We start from the raw sequence: 15,577 nt of genomic DNA, 5'->3' as shown, positions 1-15,577 counted from the left end.
CGCCCCCTTTTTTCCGGCATGGGGGCGAAAATGTTCATAGGATTCGATTACGGCACGGCTAACTGCTCTATTGCAGTCAGCGAAAATGGCACGCCACGTCTGTTAACGCTGGAAAATGATCAGCGCCTGCTGCCGTCGATGATCTGTGCGCCAACCCGCGAGTCGATCAGCGAATGGCTCTATCGTCATCATCAGGTCGCGACGCCTGACAGCGAAACCACGGCGCTGCTGCAGCGTGCGCTGCGATATAACCGTGAAGAAGATATCGAGGTCCAGCCCAATAGCGTGCAGTTTGGCCTCACCGCGCTGCAGCACTATATGGTCGATCCCGAAGATGTCTGGTTCGTTAAATCCCCCAAATCGTTCCTCGGTGCTACTGGCCTGAAGCCACAGCAGATTGCCCTGTTTGAAGATCTGGTCTGCGCCATGATGCTGCACATCCGCAAGCAGGGTGAAAGCCAGCTTGATCAGGCTATCGATCAGGCGGTGATCGGACGCCCGGTCAACTTCCAGGGTTTAGGCAGTGAAGAGTCTAACCAGCAGGCTGAAGGTATTCTGCTGCGCGCCGCCCACCGCGCCGGTTTCCGCGACGTGGAGTTCCAGTTCGAACCGGTGGCGGCCGGACTCGATTTCGAAGCCACGCTGCAGCAGGAGACGCGGGTACTGGTGGTGGATATTGGCGGTGGTACTACTGACTGCTCGATGTTGCTGATGGGGCCGAAGTGGCGTGATAAAGCTGACCGCCGTGAAAGTCTGCTGGGCCACAGCGGTTGCCGCGTCGGCGGTAACGACCTGGATATCATGCTGACGTTTAAGACCCTGATGCCGCTACTCGGTCTGGGCGGTAACACCCAGAAAGGCACCGCCCTGCCTGCGCTGCCGTGGTGGAATGCGATCGCCATCAATGATGTTCCGGCACAAAGCGACTTTTACAGTCCCGCCTGCGGGAAGTGGCTGCGTGATTTAGTGCGGGATGCGGAACAGGGTGACGTGGTGGCTCGCCTGCTGAAAGTATGGCAGCAGAAGCTCAGTTATCGCCTGGTGCGCGCAGCGGAAGAGAGCAAGATTGCGCTGTCAGCCAGCCCGGCGCATACCGCCTCCCTCGACTTTATTGCCGCCGCCTTAGAGACAGAGATTGGCGTGGATCAGCTGCAGGATGCCATCAGTCAGCCGCTGGAGAAAATTCTGGAACAGGTGCAGCTGGCATTGGCCACCAGCCAGATTAAGCCCGATGTGATTTACCTGACCGGCGGCAGTGCGCGTTCGCCGTTGCTGCGCGCAGCGCTGCAGCAGACGCTGCCGGATACACCGATTGCAGGTGGCGATGATTTCGCCTCCGTCACCGCAGGGCTGGCCCGCTGGGCGGAAGTGATGTTCCGCTAGGCTTGCACTGCAATAACAAAAAGGCACCTGAGGGTGTAATGCCAGTCAGTTAAGCGACAGGTGATAACGCAGTCTGGTGCCAGCCTGCTCTGAAACTTCAGTGTGTATTGTCAGAAAGGGCTCGAGAGTGGAGGCCTGAGCGCCTCTGCTGCTGAAAGGGCTATCCGCAGCGCTGAGGCGTGACGGTGGGCCAGAAGTCCACGCCGGGAAGCGTGGACAGTTCGGGGCCGGCCAGGGAGGGCCGATCCCCGAACGGTTCGTCGGCACGACGTCAAAGCCGAAGGCACCGCGTGAGCGGCACGAGGACGGCCCGGCAGCAGCAGAGGTGCGCTGGCCCGCACTGCGGCTCGCTCGCCCGGAAAATCAGAAGGCAATATTCGCGCTGATACCGCCGATAAACGCATCTTTCACTTCACTGACTGCGCCCGGTGCAACCACATACTGCAGGTTAGGTCGCAGTGACATCCAGTTAGTTACTTTAGCGTTGTAGTAAACCTCATAGTTGTACTCTGAACCTTCCTGAATCGGCAGATAGGTCGGGCTGTCAAAGCGGCTCTCGCCATTAGCCTGATTCTGCTGACGCAGTGAGCGGGTATAGTCGCTGTTCACATGAACACGTGACGCGCCCACGCCGATCTCATCCTGAGGACGGGCATCAAACGGGCCTGTCCAGGTAAACGCAATAGACTGGTAGTTGTCGGTCTTTGAGGTCTTGTGATCGTTCATCACCGCCTGCACCCGCACGCCCAGACCGCGATTCACATCGCCATCCTGCGCGGTCAGCTGTTGCTGTAACAGCAGATAGCCGCCATAGGAATGGGCCTGATCCTGATAGCTGCCGTTGCGCCAGCTGCCATAAACATCGCCATCTACCGACGAATAGTAATAGCCGATGCGGTAGTTACCCGGTAATTTCTCCGGCCCGAAGGTCGGTTTCCAGCCCAGTTCGACCGGCACCAGATTTCCTTCTGAATTGCTGGTATCCAGACGGAAACCATCACCGCGATCGTAGTTAGCGCGGTTCTGATTATAGAAACCGACCTGGAAGAAAACGTCCGGCGTGATATTGAATTTCACCCGGCCGCCCCACTGCGACACCGGCCAGTTGAACCAGCGATCGCCGCGCCAGTTACCCGCCTGCCCGCTGCCCAGCGCCAGGTTCTGGAACAGATTGCCATCGAAGTTATCGAAGTCTTCCCCCACCGTCACCCGCCCGGCTTTCACATCGACCACATCGTTAAACAATCCTTTGCGCAACCAGAACTGGGTCAGACGCCAGGTCTGGCCGCGACCGTAAACTTCCTGCACCGAGGAGAGCATACCGGTGCGTTGATCCGCGACCTGTTCAGAAAGATTCTGTCCGTTACGACTGGTCACGGTCATCTGGAACTCGGCATCCTGCCAGTCCAGCAGCTTCTGCAGATCGAAATTAGTGCCGAACGACCACTGATCGCTGTAGCGCATGGTAGTGTTGGTATCTGCCCCGCCGCCTAAATTCGCGGCGCTTTCCATGGTGTAGTTAACGTCAAACTTAATGCCGTCGTCCTGCAGCTGCGTTCGGTACCCGCCCCAGTCACCAAACATCCATTCGGAGTCCGGACTCAGGGCGTCAGCGGCCATTGCCTGCGCGGAAAACATGGCCAGGATCAGGGTGCCGGTTGCCACACGGCGCAGCGGAAAACGCTGCTCTGCTTTTCTGTTTTTCATCTTGCTTATTCTTATGTAAGTTACGGAAAATGACGCGCAGAGGATAGTGCTGGATAATCTCTGTTTTTTGTAAATACGTGCGCATAATTACCCGTAACATCCGTTTATTAACGCATTTGTGATCGGGATCTCTGATTGGTTATTCTCTGGGCGGGATGCCAATTTTTTGACAGGTGCAGCGTAAAAAGGGGCGCTATCGCCCCTTGTGTTTACTGGCTTGCCTGATTCAGTTGTTCAATCTGCGCCGGGGTCAGCGTCAGCTGCATCGCGCCAGTCAGATCGTCGAGCTGTTTCAGCGAGGTAGCACTGACAATCGGTGCGGTGATACCGGGACGGGCGATCAGCCAGGCCAGCGCCACCTGCGTCGGCGTCACCTGATGCGCTTCGCTGATAGCATCCAGTGCGTCGAGAATCCGCAAACCACGCGGATTAAGGTATTTATCTACGACACCCTGACCGCGCGCGCTTTTACCCGCATCCGCCGCCTCGCGGTATTTGCCACTGAGAAAGCCGCTGGCGAGTGAATAGTAGTTAATAACGCCCAGACCCTGCGCCATCACCACCGGCTCCAGCTCCGACTCATAGGGCTGGCGGTCATAAAGGTTATATTCAGGTTGCAGGGTTTCATAGCGTGCCAGCCCCTGCGTTTCACTGATCTGCAATGCCTCCTGCAGCCGCGCCGCGCTGTAATTGGAGGCACCAATCGCCCGCACTTTGCCCTCTCTGATCAGGCTGTCAAAGGCGCTCAGCGTTTCCGCCAGCGGCGTATCCTGATCGTCGCGGTGCGCCTGGTATAGGTCGATATAGTCGGTCTGCAACCGGCGCAGGGAATCTTCGACTGCCTGACGGATATATTGCGGTTTGAGTCCGGTTTTCTCCGGCGACAATTCCATGCCAACCTTGGTTGCCAGCACGATCTGGTCGCGTTTGCCGCTTTTTTTCAGCCATTCACCCATAATGGTTTCCGATTCACCGCCTTTATTGCCCGGTGCCCAGCGGGAATAGACGTCAGCGGTATCGATAAACCACAGGCCTCGATCAACCAGCGCATCCAGCAGAGAAAAGGAGGTGGTTTGATCCACTGTCCAGCCAAACACGTTGCCGCCAAACGTCAGCAACGGCACCGCGATACCACTGTCACCCAACTGCCGGGTTTGATTCTGACTCATTTCCTGCTCCTTATTTGCCTGAAAAAACCGCCTGTCTTTCAGCATAGCAAAGGGATTTCACGGCTTTATGACGATTGTGATGCGATTAATGAAAGAACAGGCATAATTACCCCGCCCTGACAGATATCCTTATTTCCTTCAACTTCTGCCCGTCAGAGGCGGCTACACTCTGTCGTTTGCAGGCTACCCATTTTATGCCTGCGCCTGGGACTACGTCACTGCTGGAGAGCACCAACAATCATGAGCACCCGACATCCTGTTATGAAGAAAACCCTTATCGTGCTGGCCCTGATCGCCGTGGCCGCTGGCGGCTATTATGTCTGGCAGCGCCATGCCCTGCCCCAGAGCAGCAGTCAGAGTGACGCACCTGCGCCACGTGGCGGCAAAGGCGGCGGTGACGGCGCCCGTCGTCCCCTCGCGCCGGTTCAGGCCGCTACGGCCACCAGCCAGAGCGTGCCGCACTATCTGAGCGGACTGGGTACGGTGACTGCGGCTAACACGGCCACGGTGCGCAGCCGGGTCAATGGCGATCTGCTGGCAATCCACTTTACCGAAGGCCAGCAGGTGAAAGCGGGCGAGCTACTGGCAGAAGTCGACCCGCGGCCTTATCAGGTGGCGTTAACGCAGGCGCAGGGCCAATTGGCGAAAGATCAGGCGACGCTGGCCAACGCCCGTCGTGACCTGGCGCGCTTCGAGAAGCTGGCAAAAACCTCGCTGGTGTCGCAACAGGAGCTGGATACCCAGCGCTCACTGGTCAGTGAAACGCTCGGCACGCTGAAAGCGGATGAGGGAAGCGTCGCCAGTGCGCAGCTCAATCTTACCTACAGCCGGATCACCGCGCCGATTGCCGGCCGCGTCGGGCTGAAACAGGTGGATGTCGGCAACTACGTCACCAGCGGCGACACCACCGGTATCGTGGTGATCACCCAGACGCACCCGATTGATGTGGTTTTTACCCTGGCTGAGAACAGCATCAGTTCCATACTCAAGGCGCAGAAAAGCGGTGAGCCGCTGCTGGTGGAAGCCTGGGATCGCAGTAATCAGAATCTGATCGCCAGCGGCAAACTGCTGAGCCTCGATAACCAGATTGATGTCACCACCGGCACCATCAAAATTAAAGCGCGTTTTGATAATCAGGACGACACGCTGTTTCCCAATCAGTTCGTGAATGTGCGGCTGAAGGTCAATACCCTGCAGGATGCGATTGTTATCCCACCTGCCGCGCTGCAGATGGGCAACGAAGGTAACTTTGTCTGGGTGGTTAACAGTGACAACAAGGTCAGTAAGAAAAGCGTGATTGCTGGCTTGCAGGATAGCGAGAAAGTGGTAGTCAGCGCCGGGCTGGAGGCGGGTGAACGCGTCGTGACCGATGGGCTGGATCGCCTGACGGAAGGCGCAAAAGTCGAGGTGGTCGCGCCGCAGAGCAACGCACCGCGCGCTACCCGCGCCGCCCTGCCGTCAAAAGGAGAGCGTGAGTAATGCAGGTCATGCCTCCCGATCACAGTGGCGGACCGTCACGCCAGTTTATCCTGCGGCCGGTCGCCACCACGCTGTTGATGATTGCGATCCTGCTGGCCGGGGTGCTGGGCTACCGCTTCCTGCCGGTCTCGGCGCTGCCGGAAGTCGACTATCCGACTATTCAGGTCGTCACGCTCTATCCGGGTGCCAGCCCGGATGTGGTCACCTCCTCCATCACCGCGCCGCTTGAGCGCCAGTTTGGTCAGATGTCTGGCCTGAAACAGATGGCGTCGCAAAGCTCCGGCGGTGCCTCGGTGGTGACGCTGCAGTTCCAGCTGACGCTGCCGCTGGATGTGGCAGAGCAGGAGGTGCAGGCTGCCATTAACTCCGCCACTAACCTGCTGCCCAACGACCTGCCTAATCCGCCGGTCTACAGCAAAGTGAATCCTGCCGATCCACCAATCATGACGCTTGCCGTCACCACGCGCAGCATGCCGCTGACGCAGGTGCAGGACATGGTGGAAACGCGGGTGGCGCAGAAAATCTCTCAGGTCAGCGGCGTCGGACTGGTGACGCTATCGGGCGGTCAGCGTCCGGCGGTGCGGGTGAAAATGAATGCGCAGGCGCTGGCTGCGCTGGGTCTGACCAGCGAAACGGTGCGGACCGCCATCAGCAATGCCAACGTTAACTCCGCCAAAGGCAGCCTAGATGGTCCGACCCGCTCAGTTACCCTGTCAGCCAATGACCAGATGAAATCAGCGGAAGATTATCGCCAGCTGATTATCAGCTACAAAAACGGCGCACCGGTGCGTCTTGGCGACGTGGCGACCATAGAACAGGGAGCAGAAAACAGCTGGCTCGGCGCCTGGGCCAACCGCGATGCGGCGATTGTGCTCAACGTTCAGCGTCAGCCTGGTGCCAATATCATCGCCACAGCAGATAATATCCGTGCCATGTTGCCCGCCCTGACCGCAGCCCTGCCGAAGTCGGTGGAGGTTAAACTGCTCACCGACCGCACCACCAATATTCGCGCTTCGGTCAACGACACGCAGTATGAGCTGATGCTGGCGATGGCGCTGGTGGTGATGATTATCTATCTGTTTCTGCGCAACGTGCCCGCCACGCTGATCCCGGCGGTTGCGGTGCCTCTGTCGCTGATCGGCACCTTCGCGGCGATGTACTTCCTCGGCTTTTCAATTAACAACCTGACGCTGATGGCGCTGACCATCGCCACCGGCTTTGTGGTCGATGATGCCATCGTGGTGATTGAGAATATCTCACGCTATATCGAGAAAGGGGAAAAGCCGCTGACCGCCGCGCTGAAAGGTGCCGGAGAGATCGGCTTTACCATCATCTCCCTCACCTTCTCGCTGATTGCGGTCCTGATCCCGCTGCTGTTTATGGGCGACGTGATCGGCCGTCTGTTCCGCGAATTTGCCGTGACGCTGGCAGTGGCGATTCTGATTTCAGCGGTGGTGTCACTGACCCTGACGCCGATGATGTGCGCCAGGATGCTGAGCGCGGAGTCGCTGCGCAAACAGAACCGCTTTTCGCGGGCCAGCGAAGCGATGTTTGATCGTATCGTGGCCGCCTATGGCCGCGGCCTGAAACGGGTACTCAATCATCCCTGGCTCACGCTGTCGGTGGCGCTTGGCACCCTGGTGCTGACGCTGGTGCTGTGGATGCTCATCCCGAAAGGCTTTTTCCCGCAGCAGGACAACAGCATTATTCAGGGCACGCTGCAGGCACCGCAGTCGGTCTCCTATGCCAGCATGGCACAGCGCACCCGCGACGTCGCCTCCATCATCATGAAAGATCCGGCAGTGGAGAGCATGACTTCGTTTGTCGGCGTGGATGGCACCAATGCCTCGCTGAACAGCGCGCGTCTGCAGATCAACCTCAAACCGCTGGATCAACGCGACGACCGCATTCCTGCTATTCAGCAGCGCCTGCAACAGCAGGTCAGTGAGGTACCGGGCGTACAGCTGTGGCTGCAGGCGGTGCAGGATCTCACCATTGATACCCAGGCGAGCCGCACGCCCTATCAGTTCACGCTGCAATCGGGTTCACTGTCTTCGCTCAGCACCTGGGTTCCGGCGCTGCTGACCCGGCTCAGTACCCTGCCACAGCTGCGTGATGTCAGCAGTGACTGGCAGGATCAGGGGCTGGAAGCCTATGTCAAAGTGGACCGTGACAGCGCCAGCCGCCTCGGCATCAGCATGGCGGATGTCGATAACGCGCTGTACAACGCCTTTGGTCAGCGGCTCATCTCCACCATTTATACCCAGGCGAACCAGTATCGGGTGGTGCTGGAGCAGGATAATAGTGCCACTCCAGGCATGGAGAGCCTGAATGCGATTCGCCTTAACAGCAGCGACGGCGGCAGCGTACCGCTGAGCGCCATTGCCCGCATTGAACAGCGCAACACGCCGCTCAGCATTAACCATCTCGACCAGTTCCCGTCGGCGACCTTCTCCTTCAACGTGGCTGACGGCTATTCGCTGGAAGATGCGGTGAAAGCGGTGTCGCAGGCTGAAGCCGAGCTTGGCATGCCCGCAGAGCTGATGACGCAGTTCCAGGGCAGCACGCTGGCGTTTGAAGCGGCGCTGAGCAGCACCGTCTGGCTGATTGTGGCGGCGATTGTGGCGATGTACATCGTGCTGGGCGTGCTTTATGAGAGCTTTATTCACCCCATCACAATTCTCTCAACGCTGCCCACGGCGGGTGTCGGCGCGCTGCTGGCGCTGATGCTCAGCGGCAATGAGCTGGATATCGTGGCGATAATCGGCATCATCCTGCTGATCGGCATCGTGAAAAAGAACGCCATCATGATGATCGACTTTGCGCTGGCGGCCGAGCGTGAACAGGGTATGAAGCCTGTTGATGCCATCTATCAGGCCTGCCTGCTGCGCTTCCGCCCGATTCTGATGACCACGCTGGCCGCCCTGCTCGGCGCGCTGCCGCTGATGCTCAGCACCGGCGTCGGTGCCGAACTGCGTCATCCGCTGGGGATTGCCATGGTTGGCGGGCTGATTCTGAGCCAGGTGCTGACCCTGTTTACCACACCGGTGATCTACCTGCTGTTTGATCGACTGGCGCACGCCACCCGCCGCCGCTTTGCCCGCACGGAGGCCGCAGAGTGAAGTTCTTTGCCCTGTTCATCAACCGGCCCGTCGCCACCACCCTGCTGACGCTGGCCATCGCACTGGCGGGGATGCTGGGTTTCCGGCTGCTGCCGGTAGCGCCGCTGCCGCAGGTTGATTTTCCGGTGATCGTTATCTCGGCTTCGCTGCCGGGTGCCGCACCGGAGATCATGGCGTCGTCGGTGGCCACGCCGCTGGAGCGCTCGCTGGGACGCATCGCGGGCGTCAGTGAAATGACCTCTACCAGTTCGCTGGGCAGCACCCGCATCATTCTGGTGTTTGATTTTGATCGCGACATCAACGGAGCCGCGCGCGATGTGCAGGCCGCGATTAACGCGGCGCAAAGCCTGCTGCCTACCGGGATGCCGTCGCGCCCGACCTATCGCAAAGTGAACCCTTCAGATGCGCCGATTATGATCATGACGCTGACCTCGGATACCTATAATCCGGGTCAGCTCTACGATTACGCCTCGACCCAGCTGGCGCAGAAACTGTCACAGATTGAGGGCGTGGGCGACGTCACCGTGGGTGGCAGCTCGCTGCCTGCGGTCCGCGTGGCACTGAATCCACAGGCGCTGTTTAATCAGGGCGTCTCGCTGGATGCGGTGCGCACCGCCATTTCCAACGCCAATCAGCGACGGCCGCAGGGCGCACTGGATGATTCGCAGCAGCGCTGGCAGTTGCGTACCAATGACGCGTTGCAGACCGCCAGTGAGTATCAGCCGCTGATAGTGCATTACAACAACGGCGCGGCGGTCAGGCTGTCGGATGTGGCGACAGTCGAAGATTCAGTGCAGGACGTACGCAACGCCGGGATGTCGCGCGGTAAACCGGCGGTGCTGCTGCTGATCCGCAAAACGCCTGAAGCCAACGTCATCGATACGGTGGACCGCATCCGCGCCGAAATGCCGCTGCTGCATGAGGTGATCCCGGCCGCCATCGATCTGCAGATTGCGCAGGATCGCTCACCCACCATTCGCGCCTCGCTGCATGAGGTGGAGCAGTCGCTGGTGATCGCCGTGGCGCTGGTAATTCTGGTGGTGTTTATTTTCCTGCGTTCGGGCCGCGCCACGCTGATCCCGGCCGTCGCGGTGCCGGTTTCACTGATCGGCACCTTTGCCGCGATGTACCTGTGCGGCTTCAGCCTCAACAACCTGTCGCTGATGGCGCTGACCATCGCCACCGGCTTTGTGGTGGATGATGCGATTGTGGTGCTGGAGAACATTGCCCGACACGTAGAAGCGGGCATGAAGCCGCTGGCCGCCGCACTGAAAGGGGTGCGGGAAGTCGGTTTTACCGTGTTGTCGATGAGCCTGTCACTGATTGCCGTGTTCCTGCCGCTGCTGATGATCGGCGGACTGATTGGCCGCTTCTTCTCAGAATTTGCCATTACGCTGTCGGTGGCTATCGTCATCTCGCTGTTTATCTCGGTCACCCTGACGCCGGTGATGTGCGCTTATCTGCTTAAGCCGCACGCGCCGCGCAGCCAGCCGCGTCAGCGCGGCGCGGGCCGGCTGCTGATGGCGATCCAGCAGGGCTATGGCCGCTCGCTTAGCGTGGTACTGAACCATGCGCGCTGGGTGATGGTGCTGTTTTTCGCCACCATCGTCCTGACCGGCTGGCTGTTTGTCCATATTCCGAAAACCTTTATGCCGGAGCAGGATACCGGACGACTTTCCGGGTTTATCTCTGCCGACCAGAGCATTTCGTTTCAGGCGATGCGCAGTAAACTGCAGGATTTTATGGAGATTGTCGGGGCCGATCCGGCGGTAGAGAGCGTGGTGGGCTTCACCGGCGGGATGCGTACCAACAGCGGCTCCATGTTTATCTCGCTGAAGCCGCTGTCGGAGCGGAAAGAGAGCGCAGTGGAGATTATCGCCCGCCTGCGCAATAAGCTGGCGAAAGAACCCGGGGCGAGTCTCTATCTGAATGCGGTGCAGGATCTGCGCGTCGGCGGTCGGGAATCGAATGCCGGTTATCAATATTCCCTGCTGTCGGACGACCTTAACGCCCTGCGTGAGTGGGAGCCAAAAATCCGTCAGGCGTTCTCTGCTCTGCCACAGCTGGCGGATGTGAACTCCGATCAGCAGGATAAAGGCAGCGAGATGGCGCTGACCTATGACCGGGAAAGTATGGCGCGGCTTGGCATCGATGTCTCTCAGGCCAATGCCCTGCTGAATAACGCCTTTGGTCAGCGTCAGATCTCCACCATCTATCAGCCGCTTAACCAGTACAAAGTGGTGATGGAGGTCGATCCGCGCTACACCCAGGATATCAGCGCCCTGTCGCAGATGTTCGTGATAAACAGCGAAGGTAAAGCGATTCCGCTGTCGTGGTTTGCCCACTGGCAGCCCGCGAATGCGCCGCTCTCGGTCAACCATGAAGGGCTCTCTGCCGCCTCGACCATTTCATTTAACCTGCCGGAAGGGGTGTCGCTGTCGCAGGCGTCGGAGGCAATTGAACGCACCATGACCGCGATTGGCGTGCCCTCCAGCGTGCGCGGCAGCTTTGCCGGTACGGCGCAGGTGTTTCAGCAGTCGCAAAGTAATCAGCTCTGGCTGATGCTGGCGGCGATTGCGGCGGTCTATATCGTGCTGGGGATCCTCTATGAGAGCTATGTCCATCCGCTGACGATCCTCTCTACCCTGCCCTCGGCGGGTGTCGGTGCGCTGCTGGCGCTGGAGCTGTTCGATACGCCCTTCAGCCTGATTGCGCTGATCGGTATTCTGCTGCTGATCGGAATCGTGAAAAAGAACGCCATCATGATGGTCGATTTTGCGCTGGAGGCAGAGCGCAACGGCCAGCTCAGCGCGCGGGAGGCGATTTTCCAGGCGTGCCTGTTGCGCTTCCGGCCGATTATGATGACGACGCTGGCGGCGCTGTTTGGCGCGCTGCCGCTGGTGCTGACCAGCGGCGACGGCGCAGAGTTGCGTCAGCCGCTGGGGATTACCATTGCAGGCGGGCTGGTGATGAGCCAGCTGCTGACGCTCTACACCACGCCGGTGGTCTATTTAATGATGGATAAGTTGCGCCGTAAAAAACGCCCGCTGGCCGCCGCGCAGCAGCCGTAACAGGTATGGCGGCAGCAGACATCGGACGTGACGCCTTTATCGGGGGGATCGATGAGTACGCAAAGCACTAACGTCCGCTGGCAACTGTGGATTGTTGCCATCGGCTTTTTTATGCAGACGCTGGATACCACCATCGTGAATACCGCGATCCCGTCGATGGCGCACGATCTGGGTGTCAGCCCGCTGCACATGCACTCGGTCATCGTCTATTACGTGCTGACGGTGGCAGTGATGCTGCCGGTCAGCGGCTGGCTGGCCGACCGTTTTGGCGTGCGCAACATTTTCTTCTGCGCGATTGTGCTGTTCAGCCTGGGATCACTGCTGTGCGCCCTTTCCGGCACTCTGGATCAGCTGGTGCTGTCGCGGGTGGTTCAGGGGATTGGCGGGGCCATGATGGTGCCGGTGGGTCGCCTGACGGTGATGAAAATCGTGCCGCGCGAGCAGTATATGTCCGCCATGACGTTTGTCACTCTGCCCGGCCAGATTGGCCCGCTGCTGGGTCCGGCGCTGGGCGGTGTGCTGGTGGAGTACGCCAGCTGGCACTGGATCTTTCTGATCAATATCCCGGTCGGCATCGCAGGCGCTATCGCCACCCTGATGCTGATGCCCAACTACAGCATGCAGACGCGGCGCTTTGATTTCGGCGGTTTTATCCTGCTGGCCGCCGGAATGGCAACCCTGACGCTGGCGCTGGATGGTCAGCGCAGCAGTGGCGGCTCTCCGCTGCTGCTGGGTGCCATGATCCTCATTGGCATGTTCTCTTTGCTGTTCTACCTGATGCATGCGCGCGGCAATGATAATGCGCTGTTCAGCCTGAAGCTGTTTGATAATCGTATCTACTCCATCGGACTGCTCGGCAGTTTTACCGGCCGCATCGGCAGCGGCATGCTGCCCTTTATGACGCCTATCTTTCTGCAGCTCGGCATGGGTTACAGTCCGTTTCACGCCGGTCTGATGATGATTCCGATGGTGCTGGGAAATATGGGGATGAAGCGCATTGTGGTGCGCATCGTCAATCTCTTTGGCTACCGCAACGTGCTAGTGATGTCGACCGTGGCGCTGGCGCTGGTGGTCCTGCTGTTCCCGCTGGTGGCAATTCTGGGCTGGGTCTGGCTGCTGCCGCTGGTGCTGTTTCTGCAGGGCATGGTCAACGCCATTCGTTTCTCTTCAATGAATACCCTGACGCTGAAGGAGCTGCCCGATGAGCTGGCGTCCAGCGGCAACAGCCTGCTGTCGATGATTATGCAGCTGTCGATGAGTATTGGCGTTACCGTGGCCGGGCTGCTGCTGGGGGCATTTGCTCAGGAGAGCGCAGCGAACAGCACGGCGGAACATCAGATGTTTATTTATACCTACCTTTGCATGTCGCTGATTATCATCCTGCCCGCGCTGGTGTTCTGGCGCGTGCCGCCACAGGTGAGTACCAACGTTGATTTGCGACGCCGGAGAAAAAAATGAGAGTTAACCTGCGCCTGGGCATCGGGGCCAAACTGTTTATGGCGATTTTCGCCACCTGCATGCTGGTGCTGATTACCATGCACTGGGGAGTTCGCCTCAGTTTCGAGCATGGCTTTGTCGACTACATTAAGCGCGGCAACGAGCAGCGGTTAAATCTGCTCAGCGATGCCCTGGCCGATCAGTATGAGCAGCACGGCAACTGGGATTTTTTGCGCCACAACGATCGGCTGGTGTTCACCATGCTGCGCTCGCTGGAGCAGAATCCCGACAGCAACAGTCAGTTGCCGCCGCACGGCTGGCGCACCCAGTTCTGGATCCTCGACCAGCAATATAAAGTGCTGGCCGGGCCAAAATCGCCGGTGCCACCCGAAGGCACGCGACGCAATATCACCACCAGCAATAATAAAGTGGTCGGCTGGGTCATCGGCTCGCCGCCGGAGCGGCTGACGCGCAGCACCGACATTAACTTTGATCAGCAGCAGCGCCGCACCAGCTGGATTATCGTCGGGCTGTCTACGCTGCTGGCGGCGCTGGCGACCTGGCTGATGGGGCGCGGTCTGCTGGCTCCGGTCAAACGACTGGTCGACGGCACCCATCATCTGGCGGCCGGTAATTTTGCCACCCGCGTTGAGGTCAGCAGCCGGGATGAGCTGGGCCAGCTGGCCAGGGACTTTAACCTCCTTGCCAGCTCGCTGGAGAAAAATGAGAGCATGCGCCGCGCCTTTATGGCCGATATCTCCCATGAGTTACGCACACCACTGGCGATCCTGCGCGGTGAACTGGAAGCGATGCAGGATGGAGTCCGCAAACTGACACCGGAAGCGATCGCCTCGCTGCAGAGCGAAGTGGTGGTGCTGACCAAGCTGGTCGACGATCTGCATCAGCTATCGCTGTCCGATGAGGGCGCTCTTGCCTATCGCAAGCAGGCAACCGATCTGGTGCAGCTGCTGGAAGTGACGGCAGGCAGCTTTGCCGAACGCTATCGGGCACACGGCCTGACGCTGAAACTTAATCTGCCCGATAACGCCCCCTTCTTTGGCGACCCCGACCGCCTGATGCAGTTGTTCACTAATCTGCTGGAGAACAGCCTGCGCTATACCGACAGCGGGGGCCGGGTTGAAGTGACGCTGAACTATGAGGCGCCCAACTGGCGCATTGAGTTTGATGACAGCGCACCAGGCGTGGATGGGGAACATCAGGCCCAGATTTTTGAGCGCTTCTTCCGCACCGAAGGCTCGCGCAATCGCGCCAGCGGCGGCTCGGGACTGGGCCTGGCCATCTGTAAAAATATCGCTGACGCGCATGGCGGCGATATTCATGCGGCGCACTCTGATTTAGGTGGACTGAAAATCGCGCTACACTTGCGCTATGTTCCCCTTGTGTAGACGCTTATGAGCCTGGAAAACCACGACCCGCTGATTCTGGTGGTCGAAGATGAGCCGAAACTGGCGCAGCTGATGATCGATTATCTGCATGCCTCGAATTACCGTACCCATCACATCGCCGACGGCAACGCGGTGCTGGAGTATGTGCGCCAGACGCCACCCGACCTGATGCTGCTGGATTTGATGCTGCCAGGCACCGACGGTTTAACGCTGTGCCGTGAAATCCGTCGTCATTCCGAGCTGCCGATCATTATGGTCACCGCCCGTACCGAGGAGATCGATCGGCTGCTGGGGCTGGAGCTGGGCGCGGATGACTACATCTGTAAGCCCTTCAGCCCGCGTGAAGTCGTGGCGCGAGTTAAAACGATTCTGCGCCGGGTAAAACGGTCGGCGGAAGAGCCGCAAAGCGCCTCGTTACTTCGCGTCGATGAGAGCCGCTTCTTCGCCAGCTGGCGCGAAAAACCGCTGGATTTAACACCGGCGGAGTTCCGCCTGCTGAAAACGCTGTCGCTGGAGCCGGGCAAGGTCTTTTCACGCGAACAGCTGCTCAACCATCTCTATGATGACTACCGCGTGGTCACGGACCGCACCATCGACAGCCATATCAAGAACCTGCGGCGCAAGCTGGAGAATCTCGACAGCGAGCAACCTTTTATCCGCGCCGTCTATGGCATGGGCTATCGCTGGGAAGCCGATGCCTGTCATTTGATCTAGTTTGATCCTGATCAATTTACTTCCCTTTTCTCACTGCCTACAATTCCGCACCTTTTGCAGGGCTTAACTGCCCTGCACCTGCCGCCTGA

Annotated in this window: 9 protein-coding genes; 7 read left to right on the top strand and 2 right to left on the bottom strand. The window is 59.1% G+C overall.

Annotated features, from left to right (window positions below):
* The first annotated feature begins 30 nt into the window (after positions 1-30).
* Entirely contained in the window at positions 31-1,383 is a 1,353-nt protein-coding gene (gene yegD, locus ACR8BN_RS06810) for a molecular chaperone (protein ID WP_031591370.1), read from the top strand.
* Positions 1,384-1,746: 363 nt separating this feature from the next.
* Here yegD and ACR8BN_RS06805 read toward each other — a convergent pair whose 3' ends face one another.
* Entirely contained in the window at positions 1,747-3,090 is a 1,344-nt protein-coding gene (locus ACR8BN_RS06805) for a carbohydrate porin (protein ID WP_208443630.1), read from the bottom strand.
* A gap of 209 nt (positions 3,091-3,299) precedes the next feature.
* Entirely contained in the window at positions 3,300-4,259 is a 960-nt protein-coding gene (locus ACR8BN_RS06800; RefSeq protein ID WP_052272079.1) for an aldo/keto reductase, read from the bottom strand.
* A 240-nt stretch (positions 4,260-4,499) separates the two neighbouring features.
* On the opposite strand from ACR8BN_RS06800, the gene ACR8BN_RS06795 reads away from it, so the two are divergent.
* Genes ACR8BN_RS06795 through baeR form a run of 6 tightly spaced genes read left to right on the top strand, consistent with a single transcriptional unit; the run spans position 4,500 to position 15,488 of the window.
* Complete coding sequence (locus tag ACR8BN_RS06795; protein ID WP_208443628.1) at positions 4,500-5,738, top strand: MdtA/MuxA family multidrug efflux RND transporter periplasmic adaptor subunit; 1,239 nt, start codon at positions 4,500-4,502, stop codon at positions 5,736-5,738.
* Entirely contained in the window at positions 5,738-8,860 is a 3,123-nt protein-coding gene (locus tag ACR8BN_RS06790; RefSeq protein WP_425041794.1) for an MdtB/MuxB family multidrug efflux RND transporter permease subunit, read from the top strand. The genes ACR8BN_RS06795 and ACR8BN_RS06790 overlap by 1 nt, the downstream gene beginning before the upstream one ends.
* Complete coding sequence (gene mdtC / locus ACR8BN_RS06785) at positions 8,857-11,931, top strand: multidrug efflux RND transporter permease subunit MdtC (RefSeq protein WP_143990402.1); 3,075 nt, start codon at positions 8,857-8,859, stop codon at positions 11,929-11,931. The genes ACR8BN_RS06790 and mdtC overlap by 4 nt, the downstream gene beginning before the upstream one ends.
* Before the next feature lie 51 nt (positions 11,932-11,982).
* Complete coding sequence (locus ACR8BN_RS06780) at positions 11,983-13,389, top strand: MFS transporter (protein ID WP_031592103.1); 1,407 nt, start codon at positions 11,983-11,985, stop codon at positions 13,387-13,389.
* Positions 13,386-14,774: a two-component system sensor histidine kinase BaeS gene (baeS, locus tag ACR8BN_RS06775; RefSeq protein ID WP_031592101.1), complete on the top strand. Its 1,389-nt coding sequence runs from the start codon at positions 13,386-13,388 to the stop codon at positions 14,772-14,774. Before ACR8BN_RS06780 ends, baeS begins: the two co-directional genes overlap by 4 nt.
* Before the next feature lie 6 nt (positions 14,775-14,780).
* Positions 14,781-15,488 (top strand): two-component system response regulator BaeR, encoded by a 708-nt coding sequence (baeR, locus tag ACR8BN_RS06770; RefSeq protein ID WP_031592098.1) that lies wholly within the window; start codon positions 14,781-14,783, stop codon positions 15,486-15,488.
* The last annotated feature ends 89 nt before the right edge of the window (positions 15,489-15,577 follow it).

The organism is Pantoea sp. Lu_F5_004, assembly GCF_051136245.1.
In the GTDB taxonomy this organism is placed as follows: Bacteria; Pseudomonadota; Gammaproteobacteria; order Enterobacterales; family Enterobacteriaceae; genus Pantoea; species Pantoea agglomerans.
This window is presented reverse-complemented; position numbering and strand designations above follow the sequence as displayed.

What these genes read in the sequence shown, in the direction of transcription:
- yegD (WP_031591370.1), top strand. Translation starts at nt 31, where the DNA reads ATGTTCATAGGATTCGATTACGGCACGGCTAACTGCTCTATTGCAGTC.
- ACR8BN_RS06805 (WP_208443630.1), bottom strand. Translation starts at nt 3,090, where the DNA reads ATGAAAAACAGAAAAGCAGAGCAGCGTTTTCCGCTGCGCCGTGTGGCA.
- ACR8BN_RS06800 (WP_052272079.1), bottom strand. Translation starts at nt 4,259, where the DNA reads ATGAGTCAGAATCAAACCCGGCAGTTGGGTGACAGTGGTATCGCGGTG.
- ACR8BN_RS06795 (WP_208443628.1), top strand. Translation starts at nt 4,500, where the DNA reads ATGAGCACCCGACATCCTGTTATGAAGAAAACCCTTATCGTGCTGGCC.
- ACR8BN_RS06790 (WP_425041794.1), top strand. Translation starts at nt 5,738, where the DNA reads ATGCAGGTCATGCCTCCCGATCACAGTGGCGGACCGTCACGCCAGTTT.
- ACR8BN_RS06780 (WP_031592103.1), top strand. Translation starts at nt 11,983, where the DNA reads ATGAGTACGCAAAGCACTAACGTCCGCTGGCAACTGTGGATTGTTGCC.
- baeS (WP_031592101.1), top strand. Translation starts at nt 13,386, where the DNA reads ATGAGAGTTAACCTGCGCCTGGGCATCGGGGCCAAACTGTTTATGGCG.
- baeR (WP_031592098.1), top strand. Translation starts at nt 14,781, where the DNA reads ATGAGCCTGGAAAACCACGACCCGCTGATTCTGGTGGTCGAAGATGAG.